At 41.0% G+C, this 22,203-nt stretch carries 17 protein-coding genes; 13 read left to right on the forward strand and 4 right to left on the reverse strand.

Features of this window, described 5'->3' with window-relative positions; all coding sequences use genetic code 11:
• Positions 1 to 20: 20 nt before the first annotated feature.
• The 5 genes from nqrF to bfr (G3R48_RS00335) all read left to right on the forward strand — a co-directional run bounded on the left by nqrF (position 21) and on the right by bfr (G3R48_RS00335) (position 3,800).
• On the forward strand, positions 21 to 1,268 hold the full coding sequence (gene nqrF / locus G3R48_RS00315; RefSeq protein ID WP_153661355.1) for an NADH:ubiquinone reductase (Na(+)-transporting) subunit F: 1,248 nt from the start codon (positions 21 to 23) through the stop codon (positions 1,266 to 1,268).
• Between the two features lie 116 nt (positions 1,269 to 1,384).
• Positions 1,385 to 2,410, forward strand: a complete 1,026-nt coding sequence (locus G3R48_RS00320; protein ID WP_153661353.1) for an FAD:protein FMN transferase — start codon at positions 1,385 to 1,387, stop codon at positions 2,408 to 2,410.
• A 13-nt stretch (positions 2,411 to 2,423) separates the two neighbouring features.
• Positions 2,424 to 2,645 carry a (Na+)-NQR maturation NqrM gene (gene nqrM, locus G3R48_RS00325; RefSeq protein ID WP_153661351.1) on the forward strand — a complete coding sequence of 74 codons (222 nt, stop codon included), beginning with the start codon at positions 2,424 to 2,426 and terminating at the stop codon, positions 2,643 to 2,645.
• A gap of 205 nt (positions 2,646 to 2,850) precedes the next feature.
• Positions 2,851 to 3,315 (forward strand): bacterioferritin, encoded by a 465-nt coding sequence (gene bfr / locus G3R48_RS00330; RefSeq protein WP_153661349.1) that lies wholly within the window; start codon positions 2,851 to 2,853, stop codon positions 3,313 to 3,315.
• A 17-nt stretch (positions 3,316 to 3,332) separates the two neighbouring features.
• Complete coding sequence (gene bfr, locus G3R48_RS00335) at positions 3,333 to 3,800, forward strand: bacterioferritin (protein WP_153661347.1); 468 nt, start codon at positions 3,333 to 3,335, stop codon at positions 3,798 to 3,800.
• Positions 3,801 to 4,003: 203 nt separating this feature from the next.
• Here bfr (G3R48_RS00335) and G3R48_RS00340 read toward each other — a convergent pair whose 3' ends face one another.
• The gene (locus tag G3R48_RS00340; protein ID WP_153661345.1) at positions 4,004 to 5,914 is read right to left on the reverse strand and encodes a methyl-accepting chemotaxis protein; all 1,911 of its coding nucleotides are present in this window, start codon (positions 5,912 to 5,914) and stop codon (positions 4,004 to 4,006) included.
• A 289-nt stretch (positions 5,915 to 6,203) separates the two neighbouring features.
• On the opposite strand from G3R48_RS00340, the gene dinB reads away from it, so the two are divergent.
• Complete coding sequence (gene dinB, locus G3R48_RS00345; RefSeq protein ID WP_153661343.1) at positions 6,204 to 7,277, forward strand: DNA polymerase IV; 1,074 nt, start codon at positions 6,204 to 6,206, stop codon at positions 7,275 to 7,277.
• Positions 7,278 to 7,627: 350 nt separating this feature from the next.
• On the opposite strand, the gene G3R48_RS00350 is transcribed toward dinB, so the two are convergent.
• Positions 7,628 to 9,091, reverse strand: a complete 1,464-nt coding sequence (locus G3R48_RS00350; RefSeq protein WP_212593158.1) for an aminoacyl-histidine dipeptidase — start codon at positions 9,089 to 9,091, stop codon at positions 7,628 to 7,630.
• Positions 9,092 to 9,270: 179 nt separating this feature from the next.
• On the opposite strand from G3R48_RS00350, the gene G3R48_RS00355 reads away from it, so the two are divergent.
• The 4 genes from G3R48_RS00355 (at position 9,271) to G3R48_RS00370 (ending at position 15,616) form a co-directional block, all read left to right on the forward strand.
• A complete protein-coding gene (locus G3R48_RS00355) occupies positions 9,271 to 10,818 on the forward strand; it encodes a M17 family metallopeptidase (protein ID WP_153661341.1) in 1,548 nt (515 codons plus the stop codon).
• A gap of 937 nt (positions 10,819 to 11,755) precedes the next feature.
• Positions 11,756 to 13,045, forward strand: coding sequence for an NCS2 family permease (locus tag G3R48_RS00360; RefSeq protein WP_153661339.1), 1,290 nt, complete (start codon positions 11,756 to 11,758; stop codon positions 13,043 to 13,045).
• Positions 13,046 to 13,224: 179 nt separating this feature from the next.
• A complete protein-coding gene (gene proB, locus G3R48_RS00365) occupies positions 13,225 to 14,337 on the forward strand; it encodes a glutamate 5-kinase (protein ID WP_153661337.1) in 1,113 nt (370 codons plus the stop codon).
• Between the two features lie 10 nt (positions 14,338 to 14,347).
• Complete coding sequence (locus tag G3R48_RS00370; protein WP_153661335.1) at positions 14,348 to 15,616, forward strand: glutamate-5-semialdehyde dehydrogenase; 1,269 nt, start codon at positions 14,348 to 14,350, stop codon at positions 15,614 to 15,616.
• Between the two features lie 177 nt (positions 15,617 to 15,793).
• On the opposite strand, the gene G3R48_RS00375 is transcribed toward G3R48_RS00370, so the two are convergent.
• Positions 15,794 to 16,102: a hypothetical protein gene (locus G3R48_RS00375; RefSeq protein WP_153661333.1), complete on the reverse strand. Its 309-nt coding sequence runs from the start codon at positions 16,100 to 16,102 to the stop codon at positions 15,794 to 15,796.
• Between the two features lie 87 nt (positions 16,103 to 16,189).
• Entirely contained in the window at positions 16,190 to 17,098 is a 909-nt protein-coding gene (locus G3R48_RS00380) for a DMT family transporter (protein ID WP_212593159.1), read from the reverse strand.
• Between the two features lie 268 nt (positions 17,099 to 17,366).
• Between G3R48_RS00380 and dnaK the strand changes: the two genes are divergently transcribed.
• From dnaK to G3R48_RS00395, 3 genes are all read left to right on the forward strand, one after another.
• A complete protein-coding gene (dnaK, locus tag G3R48_RS00385) occupies positions 17,367 to 19,292 on the forward strand; it encodes a molecular chaperone DnaK (protein WP_153661331.1) in 1,926 nt (641 codons plus the stop codon).
• 102 nt (positions 19,293 to 19,394) lie between these two features.
• Positions 19,395 to 20,525: a molecular chaperone DnaJ gene (gene dnaJ / locus G3R48_RS00390; RefSeq protein WP_153661329.1), complete on the forward strand. Its 1,131-nt coding sequence runs from the start codon at positions 19,395 to 19,397 to the stop codon at positions 20,523 to 20,525.
• A gap of 163 nt (positions 20,526 to 20,688) precedes the next feature.
• On the forward strand, positions 20,689 to 21,942 hold the full coding sequence (locus G3R48_RS00395; RefSeq protein WP_153661327.1) for a DEAD/DEAH box helicase: 1,254 nt from the start codon (positions 20,689 to 20,691) through the stop codon (positions 21,940 to 21,942).
• Positions 21,943 to 22,203: the final 261 nt, after the last annotated feature.

Below are 22,203 nucleotides of genomic sequence, written 5' to 3' on the forward strand. Positions count from 1 at the left end.
GAACCTTTAAGGATAAGTGAATGGGTATTCTTGAATCTACTCCAATAGATGTTTATCTAGGTGTGAGTATGTTTACTGCGATTGTCTTAGTATTGGTATTAGTGATTTTATTCGCTAAATCAAAACTGGTGGCAAGCGGTGATATCAATATTGGTATTAACGGTGACGCAGATAAAGCAATTAAAACAGCTGCTGGCGGCAAATTGCTTGGCGCATTAGCTAACAATGGTATTTTCGTTTCAAGTGCATGTGGTGGCGGTGGTTCATGTGGCCAGTGTCGCGTGAACATTAAATCAGGTGGTGGAGATATTCTACCAACTGAACTTGACCATATTAGTAAAGGTGAGGCGCGTCAGGGGTGTCGTTTATCATGTCAGGTCAATGTCAAAAGTGACATGGAAATTGAGCTTGATGAAGAGATTTTTGGCATCAAAAAATGGGAGTGTGAAGTTATCTCAAACGATAACAAAGCGACTTTCATTAAAGAACTTAAACTACAAATTCCTGATGGTGAAACCGTCCCGTTTCGTGCAGGTGGTTATATTCAGATTGAAGCGCCTGCGCATCATGTGAAATATGCCGACTTTGATGTACCAGCTGAGTACCGTGGCGACTGGGAGCACTTTGGCTTCTTTAACCTTGAATCTAAAGTTGACGATGAAACTATCCGTGCTTATTCAATGGCTAACTACCCAGAAGAATTTGGTATTATTATGTTGAACGTGCGTATTGCTACGCCACCGCCACGTAATTTAAGCCTGCCATGTGGTAAAATGTCATCGTATATTTGGAGCCTTAAAGAAGGTGATAAAGTGACGATTTCAGGCCCATTTGGTGAGTTCTTTGCAAAAGAAACTGATGCTGAAATGGTGTTTGTTGGAGGTGGTGCGGGTATGGCGCCAATGCGCTCACACATCTTCGACCAACTTAAACGCCTTAACTCTAAACGTAAGATGAGCTTCTGGTACGGTGCACGTTCTAAGCGTGAAATGTTCTATGTAGAAGATTTTGACGGCTTAGCGCAAACCAATGAGAATTTCGATTGGCATGTTGCATTATCTGATCCGCAAGAAGAAGATAATTGGGATGGTTACACCGGGTTTATTCATAACGTGTTATATGAAAACTACTTACGTGACCACGATGCACCTGAAGATTGTGAATTTTACATGTGTGGCCCTCCAATGATGAATGCAGCTGTCATTGGCATGCTAAAAGATTTGGGTGTGGAAGATGAAAATATCTTACTTGATGACTTTGGTGGTTAATAGTTAGTTAGCCCATCATGAGTAAGGCAAAATGGAATTGCAGACTTGTTTGACAATGATCGTCAATGTTTAACAAGCTGCAATTTTTTTATTTTTAAATTAACTGTGAAAAAGCAATGATTAAACATTTAACCAAGTTGTTATCGCTACTGATATTGGTTGTATTTGTCACGGCATGTGCTCAACCTGAGCCGGTGTTGTCGTTGTCAGGTAAAACAATGGGCACCACTTATCATATTAAAGTGGTTCGTAATTCATCGTTACCTGATCCACAACTATTGCAAGCTGAAATCGACACGACCCTTGAACGTGTTAATAACCAAATGTCGACTTATCGGAAAAACTCTGAACTGTCGAAATTTAATAGAATGAACACGCCGCAAAGCCTGAGGGTGTCGCCCGACACTATTAAAGTGCTTAAAGAAGGTTTTCGTTTATATGACGAAACCGGCGGTGCGTTAGATATTACCCTCGGCCCGCTGATTAATTTATGGGGATTTGGACCAACCAAAAAACCGACTGAAATACCAAGCCCAAGCAGTATCAGCCTTGCTAAATCTAAAATGGGCATTGATGGCATATCAATAAAAAACGATCATCTCATCAAAAATAATCCAAACCTCTATGTCGATTTATCGTCTATTGCGAAAGGTTTTGGCGTTGATAAAGTTGCTGCCGTTCTAAATAAATATCGTGTCAGCGGTTATTTGGTTGAAGTGGGCGGTGAGATCAGTGTTAAAGGCAATAAACCTGATAACCAACCATGGCGTGTGGCGATAGAAAAGCCTGATTCAGCAGGGCAAAGCATTCAGCAAGTGATAGAGCCGGGTACGATGTCGATGGCGACATCAGGCGATTATAGAAATTATTTTGAGGAGGATGGCGAACGTTTTTCTCATATTATCGACCCAAGAACGGGTTACCCGATTAAGCATACATTAGCCTCAGCGACGGTGTTACATAAAAGCAGTATGACCGCAGATGGTTATGCGACTGCAATGATGGTATTAGGTGCCAAAGCATCATTAGCATTAGCTAATAAGCATCATTTAGCCGTAATGCTAATAGAAAAAACGCAAGACGGTTACAAAATGTATTACAGCGACGCGTTTAAACAATACCAAAGTTTAGATAAGCCTTAACATGGAGTTTATTATGAGTACATTCATTGCTGCATTTGTTATTTTAATGCTGTTCTTTTTAATGATGTCAGTTGGGTATTTAATTAAAAAGAAAGCGGTTGAAGGTAGTTGTGGTGGTCTTGGGGTTTTAGGGATTGAAAAAGCCTGTGATTGTGACGACCCATGCGATAAACGTAAACGCCGAATGGCAGAAGAAGAGCGTAAAGCAAAGCTTGAACAGAACCGAATTATTTAAAGTTGTTACATTGTCATAATAAGAGAGCCTTCATTTTGAAGGCTTTTTTATTATCCTTGTATAAAAAATCGTAAATGTTAATTCAAATGATAACGATTGCTAATTGCAAGTCACTGTATTTTAAGAAAAAATTTACACTTATGTAACTTTGAGGTATGCTTAATTAAATTGATCTAGATCAAGTTGATTCAATAGGGACATCATTATGAAAGGCCATCGAAGCGTCATTAGTCAATTGAATCGCGTATTAACCTTTGAGTTAACCGCGATTAATCAATACTTTCTTCATGCCCGTATGTTTAATCATTGGGGATTAGAAAAGCTCAACAACAAAGAATATAAAAAATCGATTCAAGACATGAAGCACGCCGATAAGTTAATCGAGCGTGTGTTGTTCCTTGAAGGGCTACCTAACTTACAACAGCTCGATAAGGTACGTATTGGTGAGCATTGCCAAGAGATGCTTGAGTGCGATATGGAAGCAGTAACAGAGCAGGTTACCCTGTTACGTGAAGTGATTAAGTTATGTGAAACTGAGCGTGATTATATTAGCCGCGATTTACTTGAACAATTACTTGAAGATGAAGAAGAGCATATTGATTGGATTGAGTCTCAACAAGAGCTTATTCAAAAAATGGGACTGCAAAATTATCTTCAATCTCAAATGTAACGTAAAGGACAAAGATTATGAAAGGTCATCCAGAGGTTATCGACGCACTTAACGCTTTGCTTACAGGCGAGCTTTCCGCTATGGACCAATATTTTGTACATGCTCATATGTATGAGGATTGGGGCTTAAACGAACTGTATACTCGTATTTTGCATGAGTCAGACGATGAAAAGCTCCATGCGGCTAAATTGGTACAACGGATCTTATTTTTAGAAGGTACGCCAGATGTCGCAAGCCGTGAAGCATTGAATATTGGTAAAGATGTGAAAGAGATGCTTGAAAACGACCTAAATTACGAATACCAAGTTGCTGAGCACTTACGTAAAGTCATTGCCTTGTGTGAAGTTAAAGGCGATTATCAAACACGTGAAATTCTTGAAGTATTGTTAGATGATACTGAGTCTGACCATATGTACTGGTTAGAAAAGCAATTACGGTTAATTGACCGCGTTGGTCTACAAAACTACTTGCAAAAACAGATGTAATTTACACTAGCCGCTACACGGGCTCGGAGCCCTTTTAACATAGCCAGTAGGTTTACCTACTGGATATTTTTTACGAGATGAATATACACCCCCAAAAAAAGCGATGGTTGATTTATAAAATCAATCACCGCCAGCTGGGGACTTGTTGGCTAAACTATTTATTAATGTACTTGGCTAAACTTTAGCTCATTTGTATTAGCTCATTACAGTTTAAATTGCCCAATCAACTGAGATAAATTGTCATTAATATCGGCAATACTATTGGTTTCATTGCGTTGCTGATTACCTTCAGTATTTAAGGTTTCCACCATATGATGTATCTGATGGATATTTTTATTTATGGCTTGGATTACTTGGTTTTGTTCAGTCGAGGAAGTAGAAATTTGTGAGTTGAGCTGGTTAATTTGCTCCATGGTAGCACTCATTTCAAGCAAGCTTGCTGAAGTGCTTTCAACGGTTTCTACTGTTTCATCACACGCTTTTTCAGTGATATGAATTGATGACACTACGCTAGTTGCTTCTGTTTTCAGTTTTGTCAGTGCGACTTCTATTTCACTGGTGCTTGCTTGGGTGCGACTAGCAAGTGCTCTGACTTCATCAGCCACTACGGCAAAACCACGACCTTGTTCACCGGCACGTGCAGCTTCAATGGATGCATTTAGTGCTAGCAAATTTGTTTGCTCTGCAATGCTGCCAATGACATCAACAATTGACTGAATACTGTTGGTTTCATTATTCATATTTTCAACGGTGTTAGCGGTTTGATTAATTTGCGCCGCTAAGGCTTGTATACGTTTTTGTGTTGATTCAATTGTCGTTAATGAATGCTCACCAATTTTATGTGCTTTAAGTGTATGCTGCGCCGCACAATTAGTATTGTCTTCAACCACTTCAGCAGTATTTGATAACTCTTCAATAGCGGTGACAATTTGGGTTGTTTCGCTGGTGTGTGATGCTAAAATATTCTGACTATTATCACTATATTGCTGCAGCTTAGTCATACCTGAGGATAATGTCACCGTTGCATGGTTTATTTTCAACATCATTTGTTGGAGTTGGCTAATAAATAAATTAATCCCATTGGCAATTTTACCAATGTCATCGTCGCAGTTAACGTTAAGGCGGCGAGTAAGGTCGCCATTACCTTGTGATAATTCAGTCACCAAGTTTCTTAACTCTATAATTGGGTTATACAGCTTATTTAATAGCACCAACATGGTAATAATTGAACCTAGTAACACCAACGAGACAATTAAGACCAACTTTAATGTTGCGGTAAATAATGGTGCCATGGCGATAGACTCATCCACGGTGACCATAAAGTACCATTCATGTTGGCCAATAAGCGGAATGCGTTCTGTAGCAATAATGTTGCTACTGCCGTTTAATACAATCTTATCAACGCTACTTTCTTTACCTACATGGGTTTGGAAATTGTCACGAAGTGGTTTGACATCATTAATATTTTGCTTGGCTTGTATATAAGGTGAGTTTGACGCTAATACCAACCCTTGTTTATCAATAATAAAGCCGCTTGCACCTTCAATGACATTGATTTTGTCTAGTTGCTGGCGTAAATCTTCAAAACGAAGATCGGCCATAATAATACCGCCATCAATTGGGTGCATGATGCCAAGCATGGGGATGCCATTAGAACGGGTAAAAAAGACATCACTTAATGAAATGCCGCTATTGCGTTTCCCGGCTTGATACCAAGGACGAGTGCGCGGATCATATTTATCGAGTAAACCCACCCCATTTGGGAAAGACGCCGAAGGCTTTGATACATATGATGAGCCATCATCAAAACCAATAATGACCTTACTGACGCCGCCTAGTTTGGCTGCATACTTGGCCATCGCGACAGGGTCATCGCTGGCATCGTGTTGACGATATAAATTAGCCAACTGGCTAACGGTTTCACTGGTTTGATCAAATGAGGCTTTAATATCTAATGCTTTTAATTCAATGGCGCTGTGGATATCTTGTATTAGGCTATTCTCAATTTGAGACTTTAGTTGATAGTGGGTAACTAACCCAGTTATTAATAATGACAGGATCAGTAACACAGTCATGGCCGACAAAAGACTTGCCTTAAAACCTAGCTTTTTCATTAGGTTACCCTAAATTGTATTATTATAAGTTTTGTTATTTTAGAGTGATGAAGTTGAATTAAATGTCGTCCAGCTCAACAATTTCACAATATAGTTATACAAAATGTAACTGATTTTGAATTAGGCTGATATTTCAATATCACCAATGTACTCAGTAAAAAAATAGTAAAAATGATTATTAATCAAGTGGCTAGATATATTACCTCCCCCTTGTGTTTGCATACTGTTTATTCATACAGTATTATAGTGTCATCTTATCGTTATATCGCTTGTTAGCTCAAATGTAGTTATGCGAAAAATCATTCATATTGACATGGATTGTTACTTTGCAGCTGTAGAAATGCGTGACTTTCCTCATTTACGTGGTAAGCCTATGGCGGTGGGGGGACGCAGTGATAGCCGTGGGGTGATTAGCACTTGTAATTATGAAGCACGTAAGTTTGGGGTGCATTCTGCGATGTCGAGCCATCAGGCATTAATACTATGTCCTGACTTAGTTTTAGTCCCTGGGCGAATGTCAGTATACAAGCAAATTTCGCAGCAAATCCGCGCCATCTTCGAACAATATACAGCGCTTATTGAACCATTATCACTAGATGAAGCTTATCTTGATGTCACCGACAGTGAGCATTGCCAAGGCAGTGCAACATTAATGGCACAAGCCATTCGCCAGCAAATATTTGAACAAACGGGTTTAACGGCATCGGCAGGTGTGGCACCAATTAAATTTTTAGCCAAAATAGCTTCTGATTTAAATAAACCTAACGGTCAATATATTATCCGCCCAGATGAAATTGCAGACTTTGTGAAGCCGTTAGCGCTGAAGAAAATCCCCGGTGTGGGCAAGGTGACGGCCAAAAAACTACTCGATATTGGTTTAACTCATTGTAAAGATGTACAGCAGTATCCTGCGGAACAGTTAATTAGACAGTTTGGAAAATTTGGTCAAGTGTTAATAGAGCGCGCACATGGACGAGATGACCGTGAAATAAGCCCACATAGAGTACGTAAATCGGTTGGAGTTGAAACAACATTAGCTAAAGATATCTATACATTAGCGCAGTGCCAACAAGTGATGCCGCAACTTATTCAAGAGTTATCAGCAAGAATGCAGCGCAGCGCTAAAGACAGACAACTCTATAAACAAGTGGTTAAAATTAAATTTAATGATTTTAAACAAACCACTATGGAGCATCGCAGTGATGAGTTGTCGGTGAACTTATTTTCGAAATTACTCACTGATGCGATTCAACGAGCAAATGGTCGAGGTATTCGCTTATTGGGGGTCAGCGTTGGGTTAGCTGATGAAAAAGAGCCCGCTGATGAACAAGCACATGTTACCCAATTAAATTTACCCTTATAGATGAATGTTTCTCGCTTAAACTTTGAAGATTGAAGATTGAAGATTGAAGATTGAAGATTGAAGATTGAAGATTGAAGATTGAAGATTGAAGATTGAAGATTGAAGATTGAAGATTGAAGATTGAAGAATACTGATATGAGTGACAGCTTGGTTATTATTGAGTAGCCATAAGCCATAAGCCATAAGCCATAAGCCATAAGCCATAAGCCATAATCATTGGTGCTAAGTTGTCGCTTGAATTTAACGCGGACTATAAATTCATTGGCATAAAAAAAGGTTGCCCAAGCAACCTTTTTATCTGCAATCTATTGACTCGATTGCTGTTTATCTATTTAAAATTCTTACCGCTGTTACGCCGCTTTAGGAGGAATATTAGCGAGTACAGCCAGTAATAATTCCCAGTATTGACCTACCGTAGTGACATTCACTTTTTCATCTGGACTATGCGGGAAACGAATGGTTGGACCAATTGAAACCATGTCCATTAATGGGTAAGGCTCTTTAAATAGGCCACATTCAAGACCTGCATGGATAACCATGATTGTTGGGTCTTTTTTATAGATATCATTGTATGTCGCACGCACAATTTCCATTACTGGCGAGCTATTATCTGGCTTCCAACCTGGGTATGCACCGCTAAACTCAACACCTGCATTGCTTAAATTGGCTAAAGAAGTCAAACGGCCTTCAATTTCTTTACGCCCAGAGTCAATCAATGAGCGAATTAAACAAAGGACGTTAACTTCTTCTTCGTGTGTGCTAATTACGCCCACATTTAACGATGTTTCGGTAACGCCTTCTACTTCATCACTCATGCGAGTGACACCATTTGGGCAAGCATGAAGCAAATCGATAAGGGTGTTTTGTGCTGTTTCGCTCATCACTTTAGCAGGTGTTGCCAGCGTTTCTAAAGTTAGTAGCATGTCAGGATCGGCAATAGATAATTCACTGCGCACGATTGCTTGGAATGCATCTAATGCGTTATTAAGGCTAGCCACGTTTTCAGTTGGTAACATGATAACAATGTTGGCTTCGCGCGGAATGGCATTACGTAATGAACCACCAGAGAACTCAACTAATTCAATTGCTAAATCATCCGCATATTCAAATAAGAACCTAGCGAGTAGCTTGTTGGCATTACCGCGTCCAAGGTGAATGTTTACCCCAGAGTGGCCACCTTTTAAACCTGACAAGGTTAAGCGGAAACTGGCGTTGCTTTGCTCTGGTGCTTGCCAAGACATCGGTACTGAAATTTGGCCGTCAACGCCGCCAGCGCAACCCATGTAAATCTCACCCTCTTGCTCTGAGTCGGTATTAATTAAAATATCGCCCTCAAGCATGCCTGCTTCTAAGCCAAAAGCGCCCGTCATGCCCGCTTCTTCATCAATAGTTAATAGCACTTCTAATGGACCATGTTTAATATCAGTGCTGGCTAAAACAGCCAGTGCAGACGCCATGCCAATGCCATTGTCTGCGCCTAATGTGGTGCCTTTCGCTTTTACCCATTCCCCATCAACATAAGCTTCAATTGGGTCGGTTTCAAAGTCATGCTCTTTATCGGCATTTTTTTGCGGCACCATATCAATATGCGCTTGTAACACAACGCCTTGGCAATTTTCCATACCTGCAGTGGCCGGTTTTTTAATAATGAGGTTACCCACTTTGTCTTCAACAACGTTTAAGCCTTGTGCGGCCGCCCAGTCTTGAATATGTTGCGACAGTGCTTGTTCAAATTTTGATGGATGTGGTATGGCGCAAATTTGTTCGAACCATTGCCAAAGAGGCTGAGGATATAATTGATTTAATGCAGTCACGATAAGGCCCTCAAAGGTTTAATCAGTGGATGTGTGTGAGCGCACTTTAGCATATTTATCCTAAAAGCTGGTTTTTCTATTAGGTAAATGTCATTAATTGGCATTGGTTTAGTTCGCATTTTTTGTAAATATAACTTCACCCTTTATGGTGGATAATTAACGTAGTAAAAGGAATGAATATGTTTCATAGCCCAATAAAAGATGTCAGCCAAGTTGATGCTATTTTTGAAGGTTCAGGATGGGATGCTGTGGTTGTGGTCACTCCCCGTTTAGCGGATATCCCATATGATGAAATTAATATGCTTGCATCACACGCTGCAGGCATTGATCAGCGTGTGGGGCAATCAACAACCTTGCTGTTTGCCCCTGGTCTTGCTGGCGGCAGGCTGATTATTTCTCCTGTGCAGCAACTTAACGATGATTATGTCGATGTTCGTCAATATGCTAAAGCCGCGCGCACTGCGATAGAAACTGCCCAACAAGCAGGGGCAAAACAACCCCTGCTGATTGTATGCGCTGCTGAAACAGGTCGCTTTGAATTTGCCAAACAAGTCGCAGCCATTGCTTGTGGTCAATCTATTTGGCAACCACTAGAAACACGAGAAGCTAATGGCTTAACGCCGGCTTTTACCTGTATTGGGTTGTTATCTGATACAACCCTAAGCGCTAAGGTGAATGCGTTAACTGTTGGGCAATCGTTTGCACGCGATTTATGTGGCACAGAACCAGAGCGAATGAGCGCCATTGCGTTTGCCAATTATTGTGAGACGGCATTTAAAGACACGGTAGTTAATTGCCAAGTGGTGGTGGATAAAGCCACATTACTTAATGATTATCCTTTGTTGAGCGCCGTCGGGCGAAGTTCATTTGATGTTGCGCGACACCATCCTCGGGTCATTAAGCTTGAGTATGTGGGGGAGGGAGACATTGAACAAAGTTACTTCTTTGCCGGTAAAGGCGTGGTTTATGACACTGGCGGCGCAGATATAAAAGTAGCTGGTGGCATGGCTGGTATGAGCCGCGATAAAGGCGGCGCTGCGGCTGTTGCGGGATTAATGAAGGCATTATCAATCACCCAACCTAAAGGAGTTAGAGTGGTCGCTGAGCTTGGGTTAGTAAGAAACAGTATTGGTAGCGATGCATTTGTTACTGATGAAATTATTACTAGCCATGCTGGCGTTAGAGTACGTATTGGTAATACTGATGCCGAAGGCCGCTTGGTATTGGCCGATTTGTTATCTCACCTAAAAGGCCAGGCCACTTCCATTAATGGCAAGCAATCAAAGCCGCCGCAATTATATAGTGTTGCAACCCTAACAGGGCATGTAGTGCGTTGTTATGGGGGATATAGTGCCTTGGTTGAAAACTCAGTAGCCAAGCAGCAGCAATTGGCTAATCACCTTGAACAAATTGGCACTTTATGGGGGGAACCGCTAGAAGTGTCGAGTTTACGACCTGATGACTTTGACAAGATTGCCGATAGAAACGGCGCTGCTGATGTGATTTCATCTAATAACGGTCCGTCTTCAGTGACCACTCGTGGGCATCAATATCCGGCAGCATTTTTAATTAAAGCTGCAGGGTTAGATTGCCATGGTTTGCAATCGTCAACGCCCTTAGCATTTACCCATGTTGATATCGCTGGCAGCGCAACAGAAGGCGACCCGCTTTACGGTAAACCGACAGCTAACCCGTTAGTGACATTGTTTCAATACATTTGTCGTTAATGTCGAGGTGGGGCATTGTGTGAGTGTTTCATTCAATGCCCATTTTTGGGTTTTTCATTGTTGGGTTTTATCTATTTTTATAACTATTTACCTCAGGCTTAAAATAGGTTCTAAACATCAGTTCCCTAAGCTTAATTTAAGCGAATAAATTGTCATGTCATCACTAATACGCTGTCATTGTGTAAAACGACTATAAACAACAAAATGTGTTTTTATATTACACTTTCACCTCGATTGAAGGTTTTGTATAAAAATGTTTGTAATTTTATTACTATTTCGTATAATAAATTCATCTGAGGTTGAGTTGCCAGCATGAAAGTTTACTTGGGTCGATCATTAGCCCCAAGAATTTGAGCGCTAAGTTGGCTCAAAAATGAAAGGTGTGCTCTAGACAACTGCATCAATATTGATTCAGTTAGTGTCACTTTTTAAGACGATTTATCATGACGTATTAACATAACCAGAATACGTTTTGGCAGAAATTGTAGCTCAGTGTAAGCATGTTGTATCTGGGTTTTTACCCTTTGAAGTAAATAGGTTTACTTAACTGTTTATTCATCATCTATGTACCTTTTGACGTCGAAAGACGTGTAGACTTTGATAAAACAGCAACTATTGTTGTTACATCACATTGTAATGCAAACTTATGTTCCCCCAAACATAGCGTTACAAAGCAGTCAACCTACTTATTTTAAGTAGGTTTTTTTTTGCTTTTTTTAGCCATATCACAAACTCTCTACAATGGGATTGTTTTTGTCATTATTGTTAACTTATTGATGCTTAAATGGATAGCTATCCCTTGTTTATATCTCTATAATTTGCCGCGAAATATGCTTGGGTAAACGTGTTGTTTAACGCGACTGTTCCAAAATAAGGACAATTGTATATTCAAGTCTATTGATAAAAACCACTAACCCACCTCAAGGAACAAGGTTCCATGTTAGAAAAACTATTTAAACTAAAACAAAATCAAACAACATTGAAGCAAGAAGTCATCGCCGGTATAACCACATTCTTAACCATGGCTTACATTATTTTTGTTAATCCGATGATGCTTGCCGATGCCGGAATGGATCATGGTGCGGTGTTTGTTGCTACCTGCTTAGCCGCCGCGGTGGGTTGTTTCATTATGGGGCTCATTGCCAACTATCCGATTGCCTTGGCACCAGGAATGGGCTTGAATGCTTTTTTCACTTACACCGTCGTCGGTGAAATGGGGTATAGCTGGGAAACGGCATTAGGCGCTGTCTTTATGTCTGGTGTGTGTTTTTTAATTCTTTCATTAGTCAATATTCGCGAGTGGGTAGTGAACTCGATTCCCATGTCGTTGCGCTTTGGTATTGGGGCCGGTATTGGTTTGTTCCTCGCGCTAATTGGCCTTAAAAGTGCAGGCATTGTGGTGGCAAGTCCTGCAACGTTAGTGACAATGGGCGATATTACCGCGTTTCCTGCATTAATGGGTGCGTTGGGCTTTTTCTTAATTATCGCCATGGTTTATCGTGGAATGAAATCAGCAGTGATTGCCAGCATCTTGATTGTCACCGTGCTGGGGTTGATTTTTGGTGATGTGCAATACACCGGTATTGTGTCAGCGCCGCCTTCAATAGCACCTACATTTATGAAAATGGACCTATCTGGGGTCCTGGAAATCAGTATGATTTCTGTGGTGTTTGCATTCTTATTTGTTGATTTATTTGATACCTCAGGCACCTTGATAGCGGTTGCTCAGCGAGGAGGATTTTTAGATGAGAAAGGCCGTTTACCAAGAGCAAAACGAGCATTAACCGCAGACAGTATGGCAACCATTGCCGGTGCTGCATTAGGTACCTCGACCACGACCAGTTATGTAGAAAGCGCCGCTGGTGTGAGTGTCGGTGGTCGAACCGGGTTAACCGCCGTTGTTGTGGGTGTACTATTTATTGTGTGTTTATTCTTTTCACCACTTGCCCATATGGTGCCCGCATATGCAACGGCGGGGACACTGTTTTATGTGGCTATTTTAATGATGTCAGGGCTGGTTAATATTGACTGGGAAGACATTACTGAAGCTGCGCCAGTGGCGGTAACGTGTTTGTTAATGCCATTAACGTTCTCTATTGCTAATGCTATTGGCTTTGGGTTTATCTCATATGCCGTCATTAAACTGCTAACTGGACGTTTTAAAGACTTAAACACTGGCGTGATTGTTATTGCTGCTTTGTTTGTGATTAAGTTTACCTACAGTTAATGACTTATTTATTGGCGTAACTAATACACGCTTAAATGAAGGGTTATGCAATGCATAACCCTTCATTTATTCGATACGGTAAAATAACGACTAAATATATTCAAGATGACGTTTAATCGCTATCAATTAACGAATGAATTGGGTATAAAAATATTCCAATTAGTTTTTGAGTAGGTGTGATGAATTACCGTCGTGTTGTTGTTAAATTAGGAACAAGTGTATTAACTTCTGGCAGTCAGCAGTTAGATAAAGGCCATATGGTCGAAATTGCAAGGCAAGTTGCCTTGTTAATGAAGCAAGGCATTGAGGTGGTGTTATGTACCTCTGGCGCCATTGCTGCAGGTCGTGAACACTTAAATTTCCCCAGTTTCCCCAATACGATGGCTAACAAGCAACTCCTTGCCGCGGTTGGTCAAAGTCAGCTTATTCTTGCATGGTCTAATTTATTTAATCTGTATGGCTTACAAGTTGGACAGTTATTATTAACCCGTGCAGATTTACAAGATAGAGAGCGATACTTAAACGCGCGCGATACGTTAAATGTCCTGCTTGAAAACAACATTATTCCTATCATTAATGAAAATGATGCCGTCGCGACCAATGAAATCAAAGTTGGTGATAACGATAACTTGTCGGCAAGGGCTGCATTACTATGTGATGCTGATTTATTGATATTGCTCACCGACCAAATTGGGTTGTTTGACGCCGATCCAAGAAATAACCCCGAGGCTAAATTGATCACTGAAGTGGTTAATATTGATGACAGTTTACGCCGTTTAGCTGGTGGCGCTGTTTCTGGTTTAGGTACAGGAGGAATGGCGACTAAGTTGGAAGCGGCGGATATTGCTCGTCGCGCAGGGGTTGATGTGATTATCGCTTCAGGGCAACTCAAAGACGTATTGTTAAAGGTGGCGGCAAAAGAGACGGTAGGTACGTTCTTTAGTGCGCTAGAAAATCCGCTAGAAAATCGTAAACAATGGATTTTGGCTGGGCCGAGTTCTCAAGGACACGTGGTTGTTGATAAAGGCGCAGAAAAAGCCGTTACGCATCAAGGTAGTAGCTTACTATCTAAAGGCATTATTAGTGTCGAGGGCAACTTTAGCCGCGGCGCGACTATTGATATCGTTAACCGTTTTGGCCAGCAAATCAGCAAAGGCATGACACGATACAGCGCTGCTGCACTAAGGACTATCGCCTCAAAACACTCAAATCAAATTGAGATATTACTCGGCTATAACTATGGTGATGCCGTTATTCACCGTAACGATATGGTTGTATTCAATACCAATTAAGGAAGCACTTATGTCAAATACAACCAACGTGAATTTGGTACAAATGGGTCAACAAGCTAAAGCGGCCAGTTTTATATTAGCAACGTTAACCGCGCAGCAAAAATCGACCTTGCTGCAAGCCATAAGTCAGCAGCTTAGTGACAATATTAAACCTATTTTAGCCGCCAATAATCAAGATATTAGCGCAGCAAAAACCAACGGGTTAAGTGAGGCGTTAATTGACCGCTTACTGCTAGATGAGTCGCGCTTACAAGGCATTATCGATGACATTCAAAATGTCATTCAATTAGCTGACCCTGTAGGCAAAGAGTCTGCTAGCCAAGTACTTGATAATGGGCTGCGTTTAACGCAGCGCAGTGTACCTCTTGGGGTTGTTGGGGTAATTTACGAAGCGCGCCCCAATGTCACGGTAGACATTGCTGTACTGGCATTAAAAACCGGTAATGCGGTTATTTTACGTGGTGGTAAAGAAACGCTGCATTCAAATAAAGCATTAAGTGAAGTGATCCGCGCCGCGCTTGTTAGCCAAGAGTTACCCGCCGATGCCGTGCAGTTGATAACCTCACCAGATCGGACTTTGGTTACCGAACTCCTTAAGTTAGATCAATATGTTGATATGATTATCCCACGCGGCGGGCAAAATTTGCAGCGTCTTTGCTCTGAACAAGCAACCATTCCGGTCATTTTAGGTGGCATTGGTATTTGTCATTTATACCTAGATAGCGCTGCAGATTTGTCTCGCTCAACCGATGTCATTATTAATGCAAAAGTGCAACGTCCAACGGTATGCAATGCATTAGATACCTTGCTAATCCATCAAGACATTGCTGCTCAATACTTACCTGAACTGGCGAAAAAATTAGCGTCACAACAAGTAAAAATAGTGGGTTGCGACAACACTCAACAAATATTAGCTGCATTTGATGTCACTCTTGCCGACGATAAATCTTACGCAACCGAGTGGTTGTCACTGACGTTAGGCATTAAAGTTGTCCCTGATATGGATATGGCGATTGAACATATTCGCCAATTCTCAACTGGGCATTCAGAAGCCATTTTAACCGACAATATTCAATGCGCTGCAGAATTTGTTAATCAAGTCGACTCCGCTGCTGTGTATGTTAATGCCAGCACGCGTTTTACTGATGGTTCGCAATTTGGTTTAGGCGCTGAAGTGGCTGTTAGTACTCAAAAGTTACATGCCCGAGGTCCAATGGCTCTTGAGGCTCTAACCACTTATAAATGGTTGGCGTGGGGTGACTACACTAGCCGAGGTTAATCGTAGGTAGCCAGTTAGTATTGAGTTGATACAGTGATAAATAGACAAAGGTGGATCAAAAATGATCTACCTTTTTGTTCAATTAACCATATCATTTACTCGAATTGATTTAACTGAATACTGCTTTTGTTATTAATGTGTGGCAGGTAATAAGTTGATTTAAAAATGAAAACACATTTAATCATACAGGTGGTAGCGCTGTAATGAAGTCAGTATCCAAATCACTAAAAAAGCCAGTGATAGCAATAACGACACCAACCTAAATGCTTGGGCGTATTCCATTACAGAAGTGAAATAACGTCGCTGAATATTGTCAGTAATGGTCATTGCAAACACAGCAAATAAGCTTAAATACATTGCGGCATATAGGGTTGAGTTATCACCAAAAAACAGCTCTGATAATAAGATAAGCCCAACACATAATAAGGTGATAATCCGCGTTTTACGCTCGGTTTTTTCCTTTAAATTCCATCTCAGCATGCCCATGCTCAGTCTCCTTACTTCGCTTATGATTATTTTTATAGTGCTACATTGCACAATTATCAATAATCTAAAAGTGTAAAAATGTTAATTTTACGCGAGCTTAGGAGTGCGTTTAGTTAAAAACGTTGGCAATAACTGCTGAATGAACAAGCCCGTTACAATTAAACATAAGCCGTAATAAGTGGTGGTTTGAATCTGCTCATTAAGGATGACGGCGATAAAACCAATTGAAATTACCGGCGTTAAAAATGCTAATGTACTGATGTTTGAGGTCTTGTTGGTATGTTTAAGTGCCATTAACCACAACACAAAACTGATCCCCATTTCAAATAGCCCCACATAAATCCCTGCAAATAAGGCATCAACACTAAAACTGGGTAAGGTTTGCGTGGTTAATGTCAGTGACAAGATTAGAGGCCAACTGACCACAAAACTTATCGTCAAACTAATAACGGGATCACCTTTATCCTTAGTATTAATTATCCAATAGCTACACCAAATGACGGTGCTTAATAAGGCGAATGCAATTCCTAGCGTATTGGCAAAACTAAATTGGGCTAATTGGCCTTGTGTAGCAATCACAAATACCCCGGCATAAGCCACTAAAGCCGCTAAAATATCGGTGGCTCTTAACTGATGCTTTAACACCGGTGCGGCTAATAAGGGTAATAGAATAGCCCAGGTGTAATTGAGCGCTAACGCCTGTTGTGCTGGCAGTTGTTCGTAAGCCTTAAATAACACAAGGTAATAGCATAATGGGTTGAGCAAGCCAGTTAATAAGTAAAATCCTGGGCGTGCAATAAATTGCGCTTTTATCAGTGACAGCTTTGCTTGCCAAATAAGAATGACACTTAATGCCAAAATAGAAGTCGTGGTCGCCACTAACACTAATTGCATGGGTGTATAAAAACTCAGGGCTATTTTGAAAGCGGTGGCAACAGTTGACCACAATAAAATGGCCAGCAATGCCAGCACGTAAGCCTGTTGATTAGACGACACTTAATACCTCTTAACATTGTATACAGTATTCAATTTTGTATTCTAAATAAACGATTAAACTGGTGCAATACAGCATTGAGAGCAAAATCCATCAATTATTACCAAAAATTTTTAATTTTCCCCTTGTAAAAGTATTTGCTGTCCCAATATAGGAGTTAAGGACGATATGAAGGATGAACATTTAAGCCAGAAAACATGTCTGCTTACACCTTCTATCGACAAGTAAATAACAGATTTTTAGACGCAAAGCGTCATTTCGGAGGACCCCATGGGTAAAATTATTGGTATCGATTTAGGCACAACAAACTCTTGTTTGGCAGTCTTAGATGGCGACACGCCACGCGTAATTGAAAACGCTGAAGGTGAGCGTACAACTCCTTCAATTATTGCTTATACCGATGATGAAACAATTGTTGGTCAACCTGCAAAACGTCAGGCGGTGACTAACCCAACGAATACATTCTTTGCTATTAAACGTTTAATTGGTCGTCGTTTTAAAGATGACGAAGTTCAACGTGATGTAGATATTATGCCATTCAAAATCATTGGTGCTGACAATGGGGATGCATGGGTTGAGCAACGTGGCCAAAAAATGGCGCCACCACAAGTTTCTGCTGAAATCTTGAAAAAGATGAAAAAGACTGCTGAAGATTTCTTAGGTGAAGAAGTTACTGAAGCCGTTATTACCGTTCCTGCTTACTTCAATGACTCACAACGTCAAGCAACTAAGGATGCAGGTCGTATTGCTGGTCTTGATGTTAAACGTATCATCAACGAACCAACTGCTGCTGCTCTTGCTTATGGTATCGACAAAAAACAAGGTGAAAACGTTGTTGCAGTATACGACTTAGGTGGTGGTACTTTCGATATCTCTATCATTGAAATTGATAGCAACGATGGCGACCAAACATTTGAAGTACTTGCGACTAACGGCGACACTCACTTAGGTGGTGAAGATTTCGATAACCGTTTGATTAACTACTTAGCAGACGAATTCAAAAAAGAGCAAGGTTTAGACTTACGTCAAGATCCTTTAGCAATGCAACGTTTGAAAGAAGCGGCTGAAAAAGCAAAAATCGAACTTTCAAGCACCACACAAACTGAAGTTAACTTACCGTACATCACAGCTGATGCAACCGGTCCTAAGCATTTAGTCGTTAAAATCACTCGTGCTAAGTTAGAATCTTTAGTTGAAGACCTAATTACTCGTTCTTTAGAGCCATTAAAAGTGGCACTAGCGGATGCTGACCTTTCTGTTTCAGATATCAACGAAGTGATTCTTGTTGGTGGTCAAACTCGTATGCCTAAAGTGCAAGCAGAAGTCACTGCATTCTTTGGTAAAGAGCCTCGTAAAGACGTTAACCCTGATGAAGCCGTAGCCGTTGGCGCAGCAATTCAAGCGGGCGTACTTTCTGGCGACGTTAAAGATGTATTATTGTTAGACGTAACACCACTATCTTTTGGTATTGAAACCATGGGTAGCGTGATGACTAAACTTATCGAGAAGAACACCACTATCCCGACTAAAGCATCACAAACGTTCTCAACGGCTGACGACAACCAAAGTGCGGTAACTATTCACGTACTTCAAGGTGAGCGTAAGCAAGCAAGCTACAACAAATCTTTAGGTCAATTTAACCTAGAAGGTATTGAGCCTGCACCACGCGGCATGCCACAAATTGAAGTGTCTTTTGACATCGATGCTGACGGTATCTTGAATGTTTCTGCAACAGACAAGAAAACAGGTAAAGCACAAAACATTACTATTAAAGCTAACTCAGGTCTGAGCGACGAAGAAGTAGAGCAAATGGTACGTGATGCTGAAGCCAATGCTGACGAAGATGCTAAATTCGAAGAGTTAGTCACTGCGCGTAACCAAGCAGATGGCATGGTTCACGCAACTAAGAAACAAATCGAAGAAGCCGGTGATGCATTGCCTGCAGAGGAAAAAGAGAAAATTGAAGCCGCAATGACTGAGGTTGAAACCGCAACGAAAGGTAACGACAAAGAAGCCATTGATAAAGCGACTCAAGCATTAATGGAAGCGTCGGCTAAATTAATGGAAATCGCTCAAGCTAAAGCTCAAGCACAACAAGGTGGAGAAGGCGCGCAAGCACAAGATGCTGGTGCAGAAAAACCTGCTGATGATGTGGTTGATGCTGAGTTTGAAGAAGTGAAAGACGACAAAAAATAATTAACAATATTAGTTAGTTATTCATTAATCGGGCGTTGAGGTATACCTCAAACGCCCGTTTGTACAAGTTAAGCTTTAAGATTCTTCGAGAAATATATAACTATGTCAAAGCGTGATTACTACGAAGTTCTAGGTGTCGGACGTGATGCTTCAGAACGTGAAATCAAAAAAGCCTATAAGCGTCTAGCCATGAAGTTTCATCCGGATCGTAATCCGGGTGATAAAGAGGCGGAAGTTAAATTTAAAGAAGCTAAAGAAGCTTACGAAATTTTAACCGACGGCGATAAAAAAGCAGCTTATGATCAATTTGGTCATGCCGGTGTCGATCCTAACCGTGGTGGCGGTGGCGGCGGTCAAGGCGACTTTGGTGACATCTTTGGTGATGTTTTTGGTGACATTTTTGGTGGTGGACGTCGTGGTGGCGGTCAACGTCAAGCCGCCCGTGGCTCAGACTTACGTTATAACCTTGAGTTGTCTCTTGAAGAAGCTGTTCGCGGTTTAAGTAAAGAATTACGTATTCCAACCCTAGCCAGTTGTGATGTTTGTGATGGTAGTGGCGCTAAAAAAGGTACTTCAGCAACCACATGTGGTACTTGTCATGGTCAAGGTCAGGTGCAAATGCGCCAAGGTTTCTTTGCGGTGCAACAAGCTTGTCCAACCTGTCACGGTCGCGGCAAAATCATCAAAGATCCATGTAATAAATGTCACGGTGAAGGGCGCGTTGAAAAAAGCAAAACCCTTAACGTTAAAATTCCAGCGGGTGTTGATACTGGCGATCGCATTCGTTTATCTGGTGAAGGTGAGGCTGGTGAGTTTGGCGCACCAGCGGGCGACTTGTATGTTCAAGTCACTGTGCGTGAACACCATATCTTTACTCGTGACGGTAATAACCTATATTGCGAAGTGCCCATTTCATTTAGTAAAGCCGCATTAGGCGGTGAGATTGAAGTGCCAACACTTGATGGCAAAGTTAACTTAAAAATCCCTGCAGAAACTCAAACTGGACGCATGTTCCGTCTACGTGGTAAAGGCGTTAAGTCTGTTCGTAGCCACGCTGTAGGTGATCTGCTGTGTAAAGTTGTTATGGAAACACCGGTTAACTTGAATGAAAAACAAAAAGAGTTACTGCGTGAGTTTGAAGGCACATTAACCGGAAAATCAAAAAAACACAGCCCAAAAGCTGATGGTTTTTTTGATGGCGTTAAAAAGTTTTTCCAAGACTTAAATAGCTAAATGTGACTCAATAGCGTCTGAGCTAAGCGCTAATAGAGGAAAGGCTGATTACATTAAGTAAGCAGCCTTTTTTGTTGCTGATTTTAGTTGGTCACGCACGCTGAAATTAACTCACTTACCATCGCGTCTTTCATTATTTCTCATTGTAGATAGGTCAAGGCACATGTCATTTTCAAATATGTCACTTCACTCTCAACTTTTGCTGCAACTGCCCGCATCAATTGTGACCCCGACAATCATTCAACAACAAGCTATCCCGGTTATTTTAAAGGGTGAGGATTTACTTGCTTTGGCACAAACAGGCAGTGGCAAAACCCTCGCTTTTGTATTGCCTATATTGCATAAGGTCATGCAGCGACAACTCGCCATGCTAGAGGTGAAGGCTGCTATTGTTGCCGTGATAATTGTGCCCACGCGTGAGCTTGCCCTACAAGTGACAACCCATATCACCTCAATTGGCCAAGCACTGAATTTAAAGGTTGAGCAATTAAGTGGCGGTGAAAACATTGAACAACAAGTGTCACGTTTAACAGAACCCGCCCCCATTATTGTTGCCACGCCAGGGCGGTTACTGGCTTTAGCACAGCAAGGTGAGGTTAATTTTGAGCAACTTAACATGTTAGTGCTTGATGAAGCCGACCGCTTGTTAGATAGGGGCTTTGTTGAGGATATAACAGCCTTGCTTACCTTTATGCCAGCAAGACAAACGTGTTTGTTTTCCGCCACCATGCCTGAGAAACTCACGCATTTAGCTACCTCAGTATTGGCCAATACTGCCATTAGAATCGAAGCGAACAAACTTAATAAGGTGGTGGGTGATATCAAACAGACGATTTATCACGTGAATAAAGGCTGTAAGGTTAATGCATTAAAACACTTAATTAAACAATACGCTTGGCAACAAGTATTGGTGTTTGTGAATGCCAAAGCGGATGCTGATTCGGTGTGTAAAAAATTATCAAAAGCAGGTATTGCTACTGCCGCCTTACATGGCGATAAAGAACAAGTTAAGCGTTCACAAATGCTAAGTGATTTCAAAAGTGGCAAAATTACCGTATTAATTGCAACCGATGTGTTGGCTAGGGGGATTCACATTGATGCATTACCTGTGGTAGTTAATTTTGAACTGCCCTTACAAGCCGCCGTTTATATTCATCGAATAGGACGTACAGCAAGGGCGGGGAAGTGTGGGGATGCGATATCATTAGTGTGCCATCAAGAGTTATTACAACTTAACACGATTGTCCAGTTAACCCAGCAACCGTTAGTGACACAATCATTGGTTGCATTTCCAGTAACAGATCAACCGCGTAATAATGACAGTAAAAGACCGGTAAGAGATAAACAGGCTAATCGACGTACCGCAAATAAAAATAGCAACAAAGCCTTTGTTAAACGCGCACCTAGACGCAAATAAGCTTAATCATAAACACTAATAAAAAGCGACCTTAGTCAATGACGTATAGTTGTCTGAAGGTGTAAAATATTGGCTGATTAAGGTGTTATTGTTGCAATGAAATTCACCGAGCGTGTTGTCTATCAAGCTGATTTTTACAGCCATGAAAAAGTCATCTTTTAGTGATTGTAATATTTAAAAAAATAAATAGATAAATGCTATCTAATGAGGCAACAATCGTGTTGTTTTTATGATAAACTCCGTGCGAATTTTTAATCGATG

Source organism: Shewanella intestini (genome assembly GCF_018221465.1).
GTDB classification, from domain to species: domain Bacteria; phylum Pseudomonadota; class Gammaproteobacteria; order Enterobacterales; family Shewanellaceae; genus Shewanella; species Shewanella intestini.